This is a genomic window from Streptomyces sp. NPDC037013 (assembly GCF_055607265.1).
The window spans coordinates 593,184-609,053 of record NZ_JBVJRV010000005.1; the positions used below are offsets into that span (position 1 = coordinate 593,184).

Consider the following 15,870-nt stretch of genomic DNA (forward strand, 5'->3'; position numbering starts at 1 on the left):
AACAATTGCTGCCAGTCCTGCCACTGTATGCAAGCGTGTCAGCACCTGACGAAGTTCCCGCTCCGCCCTCGGCGTAGTCGCGGCCGACGCCCCCGGCGAACGGGTCGTGGTCTGCGTTGTCAGTGGGACGGTCCACAATGGTCGGCGTCAGATCCCGCACTTGTTGGTGAAGGAGCCGCAGCAGCGATGGCCCGCCGCAGCACGAAGACCCCGCCGCCCGACGACTCGTACGAGGAGAAGATCCTCGACATCGACGTCGTCGACGAGATGCAGGGCTCCTTCCTCGAGTACGCGTATTCGGTCATCTATTCCCGCGCCCTGCCGGACGCACGCGACGGCATGAAGCCGGTGCACCGCAGGATCGTCTACCAGATGAACGAGATGGGCCTGCGCCCCGACCGCGGCTATGTGAAGTGTGCCCGCGTCGTCGGCGAGGTCATGGGTAAGTTGCACCCCCACGGCGACGCGTCGATCTACGACGCGCTGGTGCGCATGGCCCAGCCCTTCTCGATGCGCCTGCCCCTGGTGGACGGCCACGGCAACTTCGGCTCGCTCGGCAACGACGACCCGCCGGCCGCCATGCGGTACACCGAGTGCAAGATGGCCGACGCCACCTCCCTGATGACGGAGTCGATCGACGAGAACACCGTCGACTTCGAGCCGAACTACGACGGCCAGGAGATGGAGCCGTCCGCCCTCCCGGCGGCCTACCCGAACCTCCTGGTCAACGGCGCGTCGGGGATCGCGGTCGGCATGGCGACGAACATGCCCCCGCACAATCTGGGCGAGGTCATCGCCGCCGCCCGCCACCTCATCAAGCATCCGGGGGCCGACCTCGAGACGCTGATGAAGTACGTGCCGGGCCCCGACCTGCCCACGGGCGGCAAGATCGTCGGGCTGAGCGGCATCAAGGACGCCTACGAATCGGGCCGCGGCACCTTCAAGACCCGCGCCACGGTCTCCGTGGAGAACGTGACGGCGCGCCGCAAGGGCCTGGTCGTCACCGAACTGCCGTTCACCGTCGGTCCCGAGAAGGTCATCTCCAAGATCAAGGACCTGGTCGGCTCGAAGAAGCTCCAGGGCATCGCCGACGTCAAGGACCTCACCGACCGATCGCACGGCCTGCGCCTGGTCATCGAGATCAAGAACGGCTTCGTCCCCGAGGCCGTCCTGGAGCAGCTCTACAAGCTGACCCCGATGGAGGAGTCCTTCGGCATCAACAATGTGGCGCTGGTCGACGGCCAGCCGCTCACGCTCGGCCTCAAGGAGCTCCTCGAGGTCTATCTCGACCACCGGTTCGACGTGGTGCGCCGCCGCAGCGAGTTCCGCCGCGGCAAGAAGCGGGACCGCCTGCACCTGGTGGAGGGCCTCCTGGTCGCCCTCCTGGACATCGACGAGGTCATCCGCCTCATCCGCTCCAGCGAGAATTCCGCGCAGGCCAAGGAGCGCCTGATGGAGCGCTTCTCGCTGAGCGACATCCAGACGCAGTACATCCTCGACACCCCGCTGCGCCGCCTGACCAAGTACGACCGGATCGAGCTGGAGTCCGAGCGCGACCGGCTCAACGGCGAGATCGACGAGCTGACCGGGATCCTCGATTCGGACGCGGAGCTGCGCAAGCTGGTCTCCGCCGAACTGGCCGCGGTCGCCAAGAAGTTCGGCACCGACCGGCGCACGGTGCTCCTGGAGTCCGCCGGCTCCCCGGCCGCCACCGTCTCGCTTCAGGTGGCGGACGACCCGTGCCGGGTGCTCCTCTCGTCGACGGGCCTCCTGGCGCGTACGGCGAACGGCGAGCCCTTCGGCGACGGCGACGCCAAGCGCGTCAAGCACGACGTGATCGTCTCGGCGGTGCCGGCGACGGCGCGCGGCGAAGTGGGCGCGGTCACCTCCCAGGGACGGCTGCTGCGGCTCTCCGTGGTGGACCTCCCCCAGCTGCCGGAGACGGCCTCCGCGCCCAACCTCTCCGGAGGGGCGCCCGTCTCCGAGCTGCTCGCCCTGGAGAAGGACGAGAAGCTGATCTGCCTGATGACGCTCGACGAGTCCTCGCCGGGCCTCGCGCTCGGCACCGAGCAGGGCGTGGTCAAGCGCGTGGTGCCCGACTATCCGTCCAACAAGGAGGAGTTGGAGGTCATCACCCTCAGGGAGGGTGACCGGATCGTCGGCGCGGCCGAGCTGCGCACCGGCGAGGAGGATCTGGTCTTCATCACGGACGACGCCCAGCTCCTGCGGTACCAGGCCGCGCAGGTGCGCCCCCAGGGGCGGCCGGCGGGCGGCATGACGGGCATCAAGCTCGGCGCGGGCGCGAAGGTCATCTCCTTCGCGGCGGTGGACCCCGCGGTGGACGCGGTCGTCTTCACGGTGGCCGGCTCGCGCGGCACGCTCGACGACTCGGTGCAGACGACGGCCAAGGTCACACCCTTCGACCAGTACCCGCGCAAGGGGCGGGCCACGGGTGGCGTGCGCGTCCAGCGCTTCCTGAAGGGCGAGGACTGCCTGAGCTTCGCCTGGGCGGGCCCGACGCCCCCGCGCGCGGCCCAGCGCAACGGCACCCCGGCCGAGCTGCCCGAGATCGACCCGCGCCGTGACGGTTCGGGCGTCTCGCTGAAGAAGCCGGTGGCCGCGGTGGCGGGCCCGGTGTAGCCGCCGGTGGCCGGCTAGCCCTCCTCGTCCGGCTCCTGGACGTAGCGCAGGACGCCCCACATGCCGTGTTCGTCGGCGTGTGGGGCGTACGCGCGACAGGCCTCCAGATCCTTCTCCAGGGCGGGTACGTCGACACCCGACCCGATGAGCACCAGCTGGGTCAGCCGCGGCTCGTCCGCGGCCCACGGCTGGGGGTAGAAGCGCAGGAACCGCCCCACGGCGTGCACCTCGTAGCGGTTCCGCGGGTCGGCGGCGCCGAAGTCGACGTATCCCTTGATGCGGTAGAGCCCTTCGGGCCTGCTGTCGAGCAGGGCCATCAAGGGGCGCGGCCCCATGGGCACGTCAGAGGTGAAGGAGAGGCTCTCGTAAGCGGAGTGCAGATGGCCGGCGTGCGCGTGGCCGGCGCGCGCGCAGGAGCCTTCACCGGTGCAGTCGGCGTGGTCGGCAGAGGCGGCGGCGTCGTCGGCGCCCTCGGCGGAGGCGGCGGTTTCGGCGTCGTCGCGCAGGTCGTCGAAGGAGAGCTGCCCGACCCGCTCCCCCACCGGCGCGCGGTCGAAGAACAGTTCCACGTCGACGCGCCCGTAGGAGGCGGCGACGACGGCCGCGCGCCCCGCGAGCCCCCGCACGACGTCGAGGACGCGCGCACGATCCTCCTCCGCCACCCGGTCGGTCTTGTTGACCACCACGAGGTCGGCGATGCCCAGATGACGGTCGAGCTCGGGGTGCCGCTCCCGGGTGGCGTCGAACTCGGCGGCGTCGACGACCTCGACGAGCCCCCCGTAGACGATGTGCCGGTTCTCGCTGGCCAGCAGCATCTTCACGAGCTCCTGCGGCTCGGCGAGCCCGCTCGCCTCGATGACGATGACGTCGATACGGGCGGACGGCCGGGCGAGCCGCTCCAGGTACTCGTCGAGTTCACTCGCGTCCACCGCGCAGCAGAGGCATCCGTTGCCGAGGGAGACGGTCGAGTCGCCGAGCTGTCCCGCGACGGACATCGCGTCGATCTCGATCGAGCCGAAGTCGTTGACGATGGCGCCGATCCGGGTGCCGCCGCTGCGGTGCAGCAGGTGGTTGAGCAGGGTCGTCTTGCCGGAGCCCAGGAAGCCGGCGAGGACGACGACCGGGATCTGCTGGTTGTTCAACGCGGACCTCTCGTCGAGGCTGGTACGGACCGCGGCGGACCCCGTACGGCGGATGGCGACGGCCCCAGGATAGGTGGGCGCGCCCGGGCCGCGAAGTGAACGATTGCTAACGGCGCTCGCGGGGCACACGTCAGGCACGGCGCCGGTTCATGCGACCTCCGCTTCCTTCCGTGCGCCTCCTCTCCGCCTCCCCGCCGATCAGAGCCGCTCGGCACCCTGGGAGACGGCAAGCGCACCCGCCCACCGCTCGCCGGTCCGCTCCCTGTCGACCCGCACCCGACGACCGGCGGACGGTCGCCGATTCGGGGGTTGACATGACCACACAGAAAATGTCGATACGGGGGGTGGGTCCGGCCGCGGTGGCGGGGCTCTCATTCGCGACAGGAACGTATCTGCTGCTCCGCTCCCAGGGGCGGCGCCAGGCGGCTCACCTCGCGGAGCGCGCACGACGGCTGGCCGAGCAGGAGAGCGCGGCGCTGGCCGCCCAACGGCAGCAGGCCGCGCTCACCGAACAGCACCGGCTCCACTTCGACCTGCTGCGCACGGCCATGGGGGACGCCACGCTGGCGGAGGTCCTCGACACGTACGAAGGACACATCTCCCCTGAGCGGAAGCAGCAGTTCCTGTTCGCGAACGCTCTGTACATCAACGCGTTGCACGCCCACCGCATCGGCGCCATGACCCTCCAGGAGCTCCACGGCCACCTGCGCGTCATGTGCCAGAACGCGATCTTCCGGGAGTTCTGGGACGCGACCCGGCACCACCGCGCGAGCCTGGACCGCTCGTCCGAAGAGGCCAAGGTCGGGCGGATGACGGACCGTCTCGACCGGGAACTGCAGGAGGCGGACGGCGAGGATTGGTGGGTGGTGGGTGAACCACCCGCCGAGTGAGGCCGGTTGAGGGACAAATTGAGCCATCCTGAGCGGGAGAGGGTTTAGCCTTTCCTCGCCCAGCCCGCCCCCTCACCCCCAAGGACAGGGATCCCCTTTGAACATCGTGCGCCGCATCGGCGTGCCTCCCCATATGCGGGGCAGCGCAACCGGCCAGACCTGCCCCGACATCTTCGAGCTCGGCAACGGCGACTACGCCGTCATCGGGACGGACAAGACCGAGGCGCTCGAGGGCGAACTGCCCACGGATGCGGCACGTGCCGACTACGAACGTATCGTCGTCATCACCCGAGAGACCCTCATTCGAGCCAAGGCCGACATCCCCGAGGCCTGAGCCGCACACGGAACCCCGCCACACCCGGACCCGGCGTTCCGAAACCTTTTTCCATCACACTGTGCGATTACTCCATCACGCACGGTGGAAGGCTAACGATCTCCGCCCGCTGCAAGGAGGCCAGCATGGCCGCTCCTACCTGTCTCATACGACGCCGCGTGGGTGCCGCCCCACGCCAACGCGGAAGCCTCTCCGGGGAAACCTGCCCGGACATCTTCGAGCTCTCTGACGGGGACTTCGCCGTCATAGGCACCGACGCGACCGAGTCCCTGCGGCACAACCTGCCGCCGGGCCACAAGTGCCGCACGGACGAACGGATCGTCGTGATCAGCCGCGACACCCTCCTGCTGGCCAAGCGCGACATCCCGGACGCTTAGCCGACGCCCCGGGCCCACCCGCCCGGGGCGGCTCCCGCACCGCCCCCGTGCCCGGTCCCCACACGGGCCGGGCACGTTTCCCACCTCGGCCCCAGGGAAGAATTCCGCGGACCCGGGGAGGGATTGATGGCACGTCAGCAGGCTTGGCGTTCCGCACTCTCGGTCTGCGCGTGGACCGCCGTGGCCACCGCGGGCATCGCCCTGGTGGGGATCGTCTCCATAGCCGTCAGCGGCTGGCTCATCCGTGGCGTGGAAGCCACCAACAGCGACCGGCGCACGGCGGAGGAACGCAGCTCCCTCGGGGACTACTTCGGCGGGGTGAGCGCCGTGTTCTCCGGCGTCGCCCTCCTCCTGCTGGTGGTCACCCTGATCTTCCAGCAACGCGAGCTGCGCTCGCAGCGCCACGAACTGAGCCTCCAGCGCGAGGAACTGAGCGCGTCCCGCGCCGAGCTGCACCGCAGCGCGGAGGCCGACATGCGCTCGCTCCACGTCCAGCTCACCCAGATGGCCATGGACGATCCGGAACTGGCCGCCGTCTGGAACGACTTCCGCGCGGAGCCGGACACGACGCTGCGCCAGAACCTTTTCGCCAACCTCACCTTCAACCACTACGTGCTCGCCTACAGCTGGGGCAGTTACGCCGAGGACGACCTCATCGAGCACGCGCGGAACCTGCTGAGCAGCAGGGCGTTCCGCCGGTACTGGAACGCGACACGGGCCCACAAGGCCCGGCTGCACCCGGAGAGCCCCGAGGGGCAGGTGTTCCGCCTCTTCGACCGGGCCTTCACCGATCCGGACCCGGGCGGGCCGCCGGGCACGGGCCGCTGACCTGGCCGCTGACCGGGGCGGCGTGCCGGGCGGGGCAGGGCGGCGCGCGGGGCCGGAACCGCCGCCGTAACCGTCAGTCGCCCGACCCGGGCGCCGGCGTCCGGGGTGGCACCGGCACCGGAGGGGTCGCGCCGACGTACCGCGCCGCCGGGCGGATGATCTTCGAATCCCGGGCCTGTTCCAGGATGTTCGCGCTCCAGCCGACCACGCGCGCGGACGCGAACGTCGGCGTGAACATCTCGCGGGGCAGCCCGCACAGCTCCATGACGACGCCGGCGTAGAACTCCACGTTCGTGTGCAGTTCGCGTCCCGGCTTCAGCTCCGCCAGGATCGCCTCGACGTGCCGCTCGACCTCGACCGCGAACCCGACCAGCTCGCCGCCGAACTCCTGGGCGATGCCCCGGAGCATGCGCGAACGCGGGTCCTCGGTGCGGTAGACGGGGTGCCCGAAGCCCATGATGCGGTCCCCGGCGAGGACCCGTTCGCGGATCCAGCCGTCGATGCGGTCGGGCGTTCCGATCGCGTCGAGGGTGTCCAGGGCCCGGCTCGGCGCGCCGCCGTGCAGCGGACCGGAGAGCGCGCCGACCGCACCCACCAGGCAGGCCGCCACGTCGGCGCCGGTCGAGGCGATGACCCGGCCGGTGAACGTTGACGCGTTGAATCCATGGTCAATGGTGGAGATCAGGTACTGCTCGATCGCCCGGGCCCGCGCCGCGTCCGGCTCCGAACCGGTGAGCATGTAGAGGTAGTTGGCGGCGTACGGCAGGTCCTCGCGCGGCTCCACGGGTTCGAGTCCCTGGCCGAGCCGGTACAACGCGGTGAGCAGCGTGGGCACCACCGCGGCCGCGGCCAGGGCGTCCGCGCGGCGCCGGCCCTCGTCGATGTCGTAGACCGGGCGGAAGCCCTTCGATGCGCCGAAGAGCGAGAGGGCGGTGCGCAGCCCGGAGAGCGGGCCGGAGAGCACGGAGGCGCGGGCGATGGCGGGCAGCGCCTCGCGCACCGCGTCGGGCAGGCGGCGCAGCGACGCGGTGTGCGCTGCGAAGGCGGCACCCTCTGCGGCGTCCGGCAGGTCGCCGTGGAACATCAGGTGCCACACGTCCTCGAAGCTGCGGTTCTGCGCGAGCTCGACGGCCGAGTACTGGCGGTAGTGGTAGAAGCCCTCGTATCCCCTGACGTCTCCGATCTCGGTCTCGGTGACGACGACGCCCGCGAGCCCTCGTGGGACCTGGACGGGCTCGACGCGCTCGACGGGGGCGGTGGTGGAGCCATTGATCGACATGTTCTTCCTCGACTTCCTCCCTGGACTTGATGCGACTGTCCACCCTTGATTGATACGCTGTCAATATTGATTGAATCAATGTACACATCCATGTGTCAGGATGCGGATACGGTGACGTCCATGACGGAGCAAGGAACCACGCATGAAGGTCGGCGGCTCAGCACCAAGGAAGCCGCCGAGCTGCTCGGCGTGAAGCCCGAGACCGTGTACGCGTACGTGAGCCGCGGCCAGCTCAGCAGCCGCCGCGGTCCGGGGGCACGGGGCAGCACGTTCGACGCGAAGGAGGTCGAGGCGCTGGCCCGCAGGAACAGGCGGGAGCCCGCCGCGCCGACCACGGCCGACGAACTCTCCGTACGCACCCGCATCACGCTCATCGACAAGGACCGCTACTACTTCCGCGGCGTCGATGCCGCACAGCTCGCCCTGGACCACTCCTACGAAGAGGTCGCCGAGTGGCTCTGGACCGGCGTCCTGCGCCCCGGCGTCGGCTTCACCGCACCCAAGGAGACCGTCGCCGCGGCCCGTCGCGCCGTCAACGCGCTGCCGGAGCACAGCGGTCCGACCGACCGGCTGCGGGTCGCGGCGATCTCCGCCGCGGCCGCCGACCCGCTCCGTTTCGACCTCTCCGAAGAGGCGGTCATCGGCACCGGCCGCACCCTGATCCCCACCCTCGTGGCGGCCCTTCCCCCGGTCCTGTCCAGTCACCGTGCCGAAGGTCCCCTGGCCCACCACCTGTGGGCACGGCTGACCGGCAGCAAGCCCGACGAGGCGGCGCTGCACGCGCTGGACACCGCTCTCGCGCTCCTCGTCGACCACGACCTCGCCGCGTCGACGCTCGCCGTCCGGGTCGCGGCCTCGGCCCGCGCCCACCCTTACGCGGCGGTCTCGGCGGGGCTCGGCGTCCTGGAAGGACCGTTGCACGGCGCGGCGAGCGGGCTGGCCCACCGCATGCTCCTCGACGTGCTCGACCGGGGCAGCGCGGCTCCCGTCGTCGCCGACGAACTGCGCGCGGGGCGCCGCGTCCCCGGGCTCGGCCACCGCCTCTACCCCGGCGAGGACCCGCGGGCGCGGGCGCTGTTCGCGCTCCTCGAAGGGATGCCGCAGGCGGGCCCCGCCCTCGCCGCGGCCCGTGACGTCGTGGCCACCACCGCACGCCACACCGACCTGCACGCCAACGTCGACCTCGCCCTGGCCGTCTTCACGGCCTCCTCGGGGATGCCGGCCGAGGCGGGCGAGACGATCTTCGCGGTGGCGCGCACGGCGGGCTGGATCGCCCACGCCCTGGAGGAGTACGAGGAGCGTCCGCTGCGCATGCGGCCCAGCGGCCGGTACGTCGGTCTCCGGCCGCCCCAGCCGATGCCGGTCCCGCCGTCGACACCCTCCGCACCGGCTGCCCGGTCACACTGACCCCCTTCACCCCCGCCCGTCCCGCCCTCCCCGTCACCTTCGAGACGGCGTGCACCGGCCGGGACAGGGCGGGTTAGGCTCGCCTGTGTGAGTACGTGCGCGACCGCCTCGCGGGACCTGGGTGAGCCTCTCGCGGGCACCGCGGCCACCGCCAGGACATGGCTCCTGCTGGAACAGCCCGGCCCCTGGGGCGCCAAGGCGCTGAAGTCCAGCCATCTCGACCCGGACGTCGGCCGCGCCCTGGAGTCGGCCGCCGAGGGGACCGGCGTGCGCGTCGCCCTCATCCGCCGCCCCGGCCGTCACGCGGACTCTCACGCTCCGACCCGGCGCCAGGTGTACCTCGGGCACACCGTCCCCGGCCGCACCTGGCTGCGCGGCGCGGTGACCGACGACCCGCGCCGCCTCCTGGACCTCGACTTCGCGGCGCTCGGCGCGGGCGACCACGGCGGCTTCGGCACCGCACACAAGGGCGGCCCGCTGGTGCTCGTCTGCACCAACGGCAAGCGCGACCGCTGTTGCGCCCTGCTCGGCAGGCCGCTCGCCGCGGAACTCGCCGCCTCGGGCGAGAAGGGCGCCTGGGAAATCACTCATCTGGGTGGCCACCGGTTCTCCCCCACGCTGTTGGTGCTGCCCGACGGCTATGCGTACGGCCGGACGCGGGCACCGGCCGTCAAGGAGATCCTCGACGCGGCCCGCGCGGGTCGTGTCATCACCGACGGCTGCCGAGGAAACTCCGCCTGGGAACGCCCGGGGCAGGCCGCCGAGTTGGCGGTGCGCACCGCCACCGGCGAGAACGCGGCCGGGGCGTTGAGCGTCATCCGGACGGACGGCACGGCCCCGCACTGGGAGGTGACCGTCGCGCACACCGACGGCCGCCGATGGCGCGTCAGCGTCGTCCGGGGCACCTCGCTCCCGCCCCGCCCCGAGAGCTGCGGCGCGGCCCTCGCGTCGCCGGCGCGGATGGACGTCACGGAGGTGCGGGCGATCACGGGCGCCGGGGACGAGCCTCTGCCGCCGGACGCTTCCTGAGTCGTCCCACCGGGACGGCTCCTCGGCGCCGCTTCAGACGCCGTCCCTGTGCCCGTTGGCGACGATCAGCTGCTCCATGCCCTCATGTGCCCGGGCGGCCTCGGCGTTGCCCGCGTCGTGGAACTTCCTGAGGTACTGGAAGAGGACGCTCACGCATTTGTCCCGTCCCTCGTACTCGGCGTTGTCGACAAGTCGGTAGTCAGCGCTGATCTCTCTCAGCTTCCCGTCGGGGGTCGTGTAGACGGGGTGCCAGACGAGCTTCACGTCCGGGTTCAGCCGCTGCACCAGCCGCAGCTGGGGGATTTCCTGCGAGATGAGGACGCTCTCCGGACCGTAGGCCCGCATGAAGATGTGCACGGGGCCGGTCGCGCGCGCCACGAAGGCCTTGGAGAGCACGTTCCACATCGGGGTCTTCAGCTTCCAGTCCGGATGCAGCTCCAGCACGTTGAGCACGCCGCCGATCCGGGTCCGCTCCAGCGGCGTGTGCCCCTTCCCGTAGGCGTAGTCGCTGGTCTCGATGCCGCCCGACCACAGGGCCATGGTGGGCGTCCCGATCTCCAGGTGCTCGGTCATGAGCCGGACGAACTCCTGGTACCACGTGTTCGACGCGCGGAGTTCGCGCTGCTCCTGGCGGACGGTGGTCCTCGCCCTCGCCTCGTCGTTCAGCGCGCCCTGCGAGTCGACGCCGCCGAGCAGCAGCTGCCAGGCGTCGTCGGCCTGCGACTGCGGGATGCCGGCGGCTTTCGTCAGCTCTTGGTACGGCCCCCATTCGGGGTGCTCGGTGGGCCTCGTGGCGTAGTGCTCCTTCAGGTCGCCCGTCTGGCGCTGCACCCACCGCGACACCGCCGCGTTCCCCGCCTGCCGCTGCAGGGCGGCCAGGCCCGTCGGGCGCGCCCCTCGCCCGGCGGCGACCGGCGCCGCCGTCTGCCGCTCCGCGGCCCGCTCTGTCTCCCGCACGCTCGCCTCACCCTCCGGTCGTCCCCGCCGACCCTAGGCACGTCGGAGCCGGACGCACGAGGAGTGAAAGGGCAGACCTGGGGGCACTCCGGCCGCCACCACGCCCAGTGCGGGGCCGGGCGGTCCGCGCAGGCTCTCACCAGGCACTCTTATGCGGCCCGGAGACATGCCCTGCGGCCGCCGCCGTACGAGATCCGCGCCACAGTGATTTCGAAGTACCCCGCCGACGCCCGTACCGTTCGTACCCATGAGCCCGACCGCCCCTGCGCGACGCCTCCGCCTCGGCCTGCCGCGGCGCGTGTTCTCGCAGGTGCTGCTGATGCAGCTGGCCATCGCCGCGGGGGTAGCGGTACTGGCCACCGGCCTCTTCCTCGCGCCCCTGGGCGATCAGCTCGACGACCAGGCGATGCGCCGCGCGCTCGCCATCGCGCAGACGACGGCCGCCCAGCCGAAGATCGCCGAAGAGCTGGTGGCGACGCGGCCGACGGCCGAGGGGCCCGTCCAGACGGCGGCCGAGCGGATCCGGCGGGCGAGCGGTGCCGAGTACGTCGTGATCATGAACAAGGACGGCGTGCGCTGGTCCCACACCGACCGCCGCCAGATCGGCCGCGTTGTCTCCACCGACCCCAGCGACGCGCTCGCGGGCCGCGACGTCATGGAGATCGACAACGGCACGCTCGGCCGCTCGGCCCGCGGCAAGGTGCCGCTGCGGGACGCGGACGGGACCATCGTGGGCGCCGTCTCCGTAGGCATCGAGTACGACAGTGTGCGAGCCCGTCTGGTGCACTCGATCCCCGGGTTGCTCGCCTACGCGGGCGGGGCGCTCGCGGTCGGCGCGCTCGCCGCGTACCTGATCTCACGCCGTGTGCAACGGCAGACCCGTGACCTGGCCTTCTCCGACATCTCCGCCCTTCTGGCGGAGCGCGAGGCGATGCTGCACGGCATCCGTGAGGGAGTCGTCGCGCTGGACCGGGCCGGCCGGATACGGCTGCTCAACGACGAGGCCCAGCGCCTCCTGGCCCTGGACGCGACGGCGATCGGACGGCCGCTCGACGACGCCCTCGGCCCGGGCCGCACCACCGACGTGCTCGCGGGCCGGGTCACCGGCACCGACCTGCTGACCGTCCGCGGGCAGCGCGTCCTGGTCGCCAACCGCATGCCGACCGACGACGGCGGCGCCGTCGCCACCCTGCGCGACCGCACCGAACTGGAGCAGCTCGGCCGCGAACTCGACTCCACCCGCGGCCTCATCGACGCCCTGCGCGCCCAGGACCACGAGCACGCCAACCGCATGCACACGCTCCTCGGCCTGCTCGAACTGGAGATGTACGAGGAGGCGGCGGAGTTCGTCGGCGAGGTGGCCGGCGCCCACCGGGTGACCGCCGAGCAGATCACCGAGAAGGTCCGTGATCCGCTGCTCGCCGCCCTCCTTGTCGGCAAGGCCACGGTCGCCGCGGAGCGCGGCGTGACGCTCTCCGTGCCGCGCCACAGCGCGCTGCCGGACCGGCTGGTCGACCCCGGCGGCCTGGTCACGATCGTCGGCAACCTCGTCGACAACGCGCTCGACGCCGCCGCGAGCACCCTCCACGCGCGCGTGGAGGTCGATGTGCGCGCCGAGGGACGCACCGTCGTCCTCCAGGTACGCGATTCCGGCCCCGGAGTCCCCGCAGGGCAGCGCGAGACGGTCTTCACCGAGGGCTGGACCACCAAGGAGCCGCCGGCCCACGGCAAGCGCGGCATCGGCCTCGCTCTGGTGCGCAGGCTCGCCGAGCGGCAGGGTGGCAGCGCGCGGGCCGGCGAGGCACCGGACGGGGGCGCGGAGTTCACCGTCGTCCTGCCCGAGGCGCTCACGGAGCCCGGACCGGCGCCTACGGAGGAGCACGATGACCGAGTCCACGCCACGAACGTCCCGGTGACGGGTGCCTCGCCGGCCGGGGCACCGGCCGCTGGTGCCTCGGCCACCGGCGCCTCGACGGTCAGAACCCCGGAGGAGCCGCGATGATCGAGGTCCTGGTCGTCGACGACGACACCCGCGTCGCCGACGTCAACGCCGCCTACGTGGGGAAGATCCCCGGCTTCCGCGTGGCGGCCAAGGCGCACAACGCCGCCGAGGCCCTGCGCCTGATCGAGGATGTACCCGTCGACCTGGTGCTCCTGGATCACTACCTGCCGGACGAGACCGGCCTCTCGGTCGTACGCAGCCTGCGCGAGCGGGGCCACCAGACCGACGTGATCATGGTGACCGCGGCGCGCGACGTCGCCACGGTGCAGGCGGCCATGCGGTACGGCGCACTCCAGTACCTGGTCAAGCCGTTCTCCTACGCGGGCCTCCGCGCCAAGCTCGACGCGTACGCCACGCTGCGCCGCACCCTGGACGGCGGGGGTGAGGCCGAACAGGCCGAGGTCGACCGCATCTTCGGCGCCCTCTCGGCGACCCCAGCGCCCGAACTGCCCAAGGGCCACTCCCCCACCACCGCGGAGCTGGTGCGCAGGGCGCTGATGGCGGCGGACGGGCCGCTCTCGGCACAGGAGCTGGCGGACCGTACGCGGCTGAGCCGTCAGACGGCCCAGCGCTATCTGAAGCTCCTGGAACGCACGGGCCGGGTCAGACTCAGCCTCAAGTACGGCGACACGGGCCGCCCCGAACACCGCTACGAGTGGTCCGCCAGCATCTGACGCCCCGAGCCCCCGGGCCCTCGATCACACCCCGGGAATCGTTACGCCGCCCCGGCGCCCGTCAGCGACCGCACCTCCGTCTCCGCGTGCTTGGCCTCGTCGGCTTCCTCGCGGGAGGTCACCGTGCCGAGCCAGCCCGCCAGGAAGCCCAGCGGAATGGAGACGAGGCCCGGGTTCTCCAGGGGGAAGTACTGGAAGTCCACCCCGGGGAAGAGGGAGTGGGGCCCGCCGGAGACGACGGGCGAGAGGATCACCAGCACGAGCGCGGGCACCAGCCCCCCGTACACCGACCACACCGCGCCCCGCGTGGTGAAGTTCCGCCAGAACAGGGAGTAGAGCAGCACCGGCAGGTTGGCGGACGCGGCGACCGCGAAGGCCAGGCCCACCAGGAACGCCACGTTGAGGTCGCGGGCCAGCAGGCCGAGTCCGATCGCGACCACCCCGATCCCGGCGGCGGCGACGCGTGCCACGGCCACCTCGCTGCGCGGCTTGGCGTCGTGACGCCGCAGGGACGCGTACAGGTCGTGGGCGACCGACGCGGAGGAGGCGAGCGTGATGCCGGCGACCACGGCGAGAATCGTGGCGAAGGCGATGGCGGCGACGATCGCGAACAGAACCGTTCCGCCTGTGGAGTCCGCGCCGCCGCCCAGATCGAGCGCCAGCAGCGGAACCGCCGTGTTCCCCGCGGCATTCGAACCACGCACCGCGTCGGGGCCGACCAGGGCGGCCGCGCCGAACCCGAGCACGATCGTCATCAGGTAGAAACCGCCGATGAGCCCGATCGACCAGACGACCGAGCGACGGGCGGCCCGCGCGGTCGGCACGGTGTAGAAGCGGGACAGGATGTGCGGCAGGCCCGCGGTGCCGAGCACGAGCGCGAGCCCGAGGCTGATGAAGTCGAGCCGCGCGGTCCAGTCCCCGCCGTACTTCAGGCCGGGCGCGAGGAAGCGGTCACCGTGACCGCTGCGGTCCGCCGCGGAGCGCAACAGGTCGTTGAAGTCGCCGTGGAAGCGCACCAGGACGAGCACGGTCAGCGCGATCGCCCCGCCCATCAGGAGGACCGCCTTGACGATCTGGATCCAGGTGGTGGCCCGCATCCCTCCCAGCGACACATAGATCACCATGAGCGCGCCGACGCCGATCACCGTCCATGCCTGCGCCGCCCCGCTCGTGCCCCCGAGCAGCAGCGCCACCAGTGATCCCGCCCCGACCATCTGCGCCACCAGATAGAGAACGGACACGGTGACCGAGGAAGTTCCCGCCGCGATCCGCACCGGCCGCTCCCTCATCCGCGCGGCGACGACATCGCCCAGCGTGAACTTCCCGCAGTTCCGCACCAGTTCGGCCACGAGGAACAGCACGACCAGCCAGGCGACGAGGAACCCCACCGAGTAGAGCAGCCCGTCGTACCCGAAGAGGGCGATCAGTCCGGAGATGCCGAGGAAGGAGGCCGCCGACATGTAGTCGCCGGCGATGGCGAAACCGTTCTCCATGGGGGAGAAGAGTCGTCCGCCCGCGTAGAACTCCTCCGCCGAGCCGTGCCGGTTGCGGCTCGCCCAGGTGGTGATGGCCAGCGTGACGGCCACGAACACCCCGAACAGCAGGAGCGCGAGGTTCTGGTGATCCCCCATCAGTGCTCCACCCCCTGCTCGGCTCCCCGCTCCCGCTCGCGCTCCCGCTCCCTCTTCTGGTCCTGCTCCCTCTTCTGCTCGAACACGGCCCAGCGCAGATCGAGCGCGGCACGGTCCCGTCGCAACCGGGCGTGACGCGTATACGCCCAGGTCAGCAGGAACGTCGTGAGGAACTGCCCGAGTCCCGCCACCATCGCCACATTCACGGCCCCGGTGACGGGGCGCGCCATCAGCCCCGGTGCCGTCGTCGCGGCCACGACGTACGCCACGTACCAGGTGAAGAAGACGGCCGTGGCCGGGACGACGAACCGCCGATAGCGGCGGCGCACCTCCTGGAAGGCGTCGCTGCGCTGCACCTCCAGATAGATGTCGGACGGGCTCGCGCTCCGCTGCGGGGCGTCCGCGGACCGGGGCGCGACCACGGGAGCCGGCGCACCCGTGCCGTCCAGCTCTCCCCAGCCGGAGGCGAGCGCGTCGTACCAGGGGTCCCTCAGGTCGCCGGGCCCGCTTCGGCCGGCATCGGCCCGGGACGGCACCACATCGGGCCCGTCGTGCTTCTCCACCGAACTCTCCTTAGTCCGCGACCCTGTTCGGCCACGTGCCCAAGGATGGGCAGAACGGGGAGATCCCTGACTCTTCTCCTCCCGCTCTTCACCCCATCAGGTGAAGCATCGTCAGGT

Annotated in this window: 14 protein-coding genes; 9 read left to right on the forward strand and 5 right to left on the reverse strand. The window is 71.5% G+C overall.

Annotated elements, in window-relative coordinates; all coding sequences use genetic code 11:
* Positions 1–186 precede the first annotated feature (186 nt).
* Positions 187–2,640, forward strand: coding sequence for a DNA gyrase/topoisomerase IV subunit A (locus tag ACZ7DY_RS21635; RefSeq protein ID WP_471137566.1), 2,454 nt, complete (start codon positions 187–189; stop codon positions 2,638–2,640).
* A gap of 14 nt (positions 2,641–2,654) precedes the next feature.
* On the opposite strand, the gene ACZ7DY_RS21640 is transcribed toward ACZ7DY_RS21635, so the two are convergent.
* The gene (locus tag ACZ7DY_RS21640; RefSeq protein WP_471137567.1) at positions 2,655–3,782 is read right to left on the reverse strand and encodes a CobW family GTP-binding protein; all 1,128 of its coding nucleotides are present in this window, start codon (positions 3,780–3,782) and stop codon (positions 2,655–2,657) included.
* Between the two features lie 314 nt (positions 3,783–4,096).
* On the opposite strand from ACZ7DY_RS21640, the gene ACZ7DY_RS21645 reads away from it, so the two are divergent.
* The 4 genes from ACZ7DY_RS21645 (at position 4,097) to ACZ7DY_RS21660 (ending at position 6,211) form a co-directional block, all read left to right on the forward strand.
* Complete coding sequence (locus ACZ7DY_RS21645; protein ID WP_471137568.1) at positions 4,097–4,672, forward strand: DUF6082 family protein; 576 nt, start codon at positions 4,097–4,099, stop codon at positions 4,670–4,672.
* A 97-nt stretch (positions 4,673–4,769) separates the two neighbouring features.
* Entirely contained in the window at positions 4,770–5,006 is a 237-nt protein-coding gene (locus tag ACZ7DY_RS21650; protein WP_471137569.1) for a hypothetical protein, read from the forward strand.
* 125 nt (positions 5,007–5,131) lie between these two features.
* On the forward strand, positions 5,132–5,383 hold the full coding sequence (locus ACZ7DY_RS21655) for a hypothetical protein (protein ID WP_471137570.1): 252 nt from the start codon (positions 5,132–5,134) through the stop codon (positions 5,381–5,383).
* A 126-nt stretch (positions 5,384–5,509) separates the two neighbouring features.
* Entirely contained in the window at positions 5,510–6,211 is a 702-nt protein-coding gene (locus ACZ7DY_RS21660) for a DUF6082 family protein (RefSeq protein WP_471137571.1), read from the forward strand.
* A 73-nt stretch (positions 6,212–6,284) separates the two neighbouring features.
* Here ACZ7DY_RS21660 and ACZ7DY_RS21665 read toward each other — a convergent pair whose 3' ends face one another.
* Entirely contained in the window at positions 6,285–7,490 is a 1,206-nt protein-coding gene (locus ACZ7DY_RS21665) for a citrate synthase/methylcitrate synthase (protein ID WP_471137572.1), read from the reverse strand.
* Between the two features lie 120 nt (positions 7,491–7,610).
* Between ACZ7DY_RS21665 and ACZ7DY_RS21670 the strand changes: the two genes are divergently transcribed.
* Together ACZ7DY_RS21670 and ACZ7DY_RS21675 are read left to right on the forward strand one after the other, a co-directional pair.
* Complete coding sequence (locus tag ACZ7DY_RS21670; protein ID WP_471137573.1) at positions 7,611–8,897, forward strand: citrate synthase family protein; 1,287 nt, start codon at positions 7,611–7,613, stop codon at positions 8,895–8,897.
* 87 nt (positions 8,898–8,984) lie between these two features.
* Positions 8,985–9,926 carry a sucrase ferredoxin gene (locus tag ACZ7DY_RS21675; RefSeq protein WP_471137574.1) on the forward strand — a complete coding sequence of 314 codons (942 nt, stop codon included), beginning with the start codon at positions 8,985–8,987 and terminating at the stop codon, positions 9,924–9,926.
* Between the two features lie 33 nt (positions 9,927–9,959).
* Here ACZ7DY_RS21675 and ACZ7DY_RS21680 read toward each other — a convergent pair whose 3' ends face one another.
* Complete coding sequence (locus tag ACZ7DY_RS21680; protein WP_471137575.1) at positions 9,960–10,883, reverse strand: hypothetical protein; 924 nt, start codon at positions 10,881–10,883, stop codon at positions 9,960–9,962.
* A 247-nt stretch (positions 10,884–11,130) separates the two neighbouring features.
* Between ACZ7DY_RS21680 and ACZ7DY_RS21685 the strand changes: the two genes are divergently transcribed.
* Positions 11,131–12,885, forward strand: coding sequence for a sensor histidine kinase (locus ACZ7DY_RS21685; protein WP_471137576.1), 1,755 nt, complete (start codon positions 11,131–11,133; stop codon positions 12,883–12,885).
* Positions 12,882–13,559, forward strand: a complete 678-nt coding sequence (locus tag ACZ7DY_RS21690) for a response regulator (RefSeq protein ID WP_471137577.1) — start codon at positions 12,882–12,884, stop codon at positions 13,557–13,559. The genes ACZ7DY_RS21685 and ACZ7DY_RS21690 overlap by 4 nt, the downstream gene beginning before the upstream one ends.
* 41 nt (positions 13,560–13,600) lie before the next feature.
* On the opposite strand, the gene ACZ7DY_RS21695 is transcribed toward ACZ7DY_RS21690, so the two are convergent.
* Positions 13,601–15,193: a solute symporter family protein gene (locus ACZ7DY_RS21695; RefSeq protein ID WP_471137734.1), complete on the reverse strand. Its 1,593-nt coding sequence runs from the start codon at positions 15,191–15,193 to the stop codon at positions 13,601–13,603.
* Complete coding sequence (locus ACZ7DY_RS21700) at positions 15,190–15,753, reverse strand: DUF485 domain-containing protein (protein ID WP_471137578.1); 564 nt, start codon at positions 15,751–15,753, stop codon at positions 15,190–15,192. The genes ACZ7DY_RS21695 and ACZ7DY_RS21700 overlap by 4 nt, the downstream gene beginning before the upstream one ends.
* Positions 15,754–15,870 lie beyond the last annotated feature (117 nt).

Coding starts and splice junctions, on each gene's coding strand:
- ACZ7DY_RS21690 (WP_471137577.1), top strand. CDS start 12,882: ATGATCGAGGTCCTGGTCGTCGACGACGACACCCGCGTCGCCGACGTC.
- ACZ7DY_RS21670 (WP_471137573.1), top strand. CDS start 7,611: ATGACGGAGCAAGGAACCACGCATGAAGGTCGGCGGCTCAGCACCAAG.
- ACZ7DY_RS21655 (WP_471137570.1), top strand. CDS start 5,132: ATGGCCGCTCCTACCTGTCTCATACGACGCCGCGTGGGTGCCGCCCCA.
- ACZ7DY_RS21665 (WP_471137572.1), bottom strand. CDS start 7,490: ATGTCGATCAATGGCTCCACCACCGCCCCCGTCGAGCGCGTCGAGCCC.
- ACZ7DY_RS21660 (WP_471137571.1), top strand. CDS start 5,510: ATGGCACGTCAGCAGGCTTGGCGTTCCGCACTCTCGGTCTGCGCGTGG.
- ACZ7DY_RS21645 (WP_471137568.1), top strand. CDS start 4,097: ATGACCACACAGAAAATGTCGATACGGGGGGTGGGTCCGGCCGCGGTG.
- ACZ7DY_RS21635 (WP_471137566.1), top strand. CDS start 187: ATGGCCCGCCGCAGCACGAAGACCCCGCCGCCCGACGACTCGTACGAG.
- ACZ7DY_RS21685 (WP_471137576.1), top strand. CDS start 11,131: ATGAGCCCGACCGCCCCTGCGCGACGCCTCCGCCTCGGCCTGCCGCGG.